The sequence below is a fragment of the Vibrio sp. 378 genome (assembly GCF_033339435.1).
This window is the reverse complement of sequence record NZ_JAWOUO010000668.1, coordinates 1-650: the sequence shown is the minus strand read 5'-3', so window position 1 is coordinate 650 and position 650 is coordinate 1. Positions and strand designations below refer to the sequence as shown.

The window sequence follows — 650 nt, the reverse complement described above, 5'->3', positions numbered from 1 at the left end:
CGCGATTTGCTTTGCGCTATATGGCGAAACCACTAGCAATGAACGTCAAGGGATACAAATGCGCTGCGATTTAGCATCGCAACAGCTGCTAACCGAAGTAACTCTAGACTTCTCTTTGCATGGCAAAGTTTACCGAGTGACTCGCGCGCCGGAGCAAGAAGCTCCGAAAGCCCGTGGTGAGGGCTTGACCGTTCGCAAACACACGGCGTCATTGTATGAATTGGGTGAGACAGAAAAACTCATCACCAGCAAAACGACCCAAGTTAAAACTGAGATCACTAATATTATTGGTTTGAACGAAACTCAGTTCCGTCAGGTTATGGTATTGCCTCAAGGTAAATTTCGCGAGCTGTTATTAGCAACGTCTAAAGAGCGTGAAGAGATCTTTGGCCAGTTGTTCGAAACGGATATCTACAAAAAGATTGAATACGCCTTAAAAGACAAAGCAAGCTCGATAAGCAAAGCAAAAGATGAGTTTGATAACCAAATTCGTGGCGCGCTTCAAGTTGCGGGAGTGACATCAGAAGCGGAATTAACAGAACAACGTGAAACGCTGTCTGTCCAATTCGCGTCAGCGCAAAAGCGAGAGCAGGAATCGCTTGCTCAGTTAAATGCCGTGAAAACAGAAATTCAGAGAGCTGAAACGTTAA

1 protein-coding gene is annotated in these 650 nt (G+C 45.4%); it reads left to right on the top strand.

The features are described 5' to 3' along the window. Positions 1-650 (top strand): AAA family ATPase (locus R7Q48_RS28160; protein ID WP_318133610.1); only part of this gene is annotated, 650 nt, incomplete at both ends.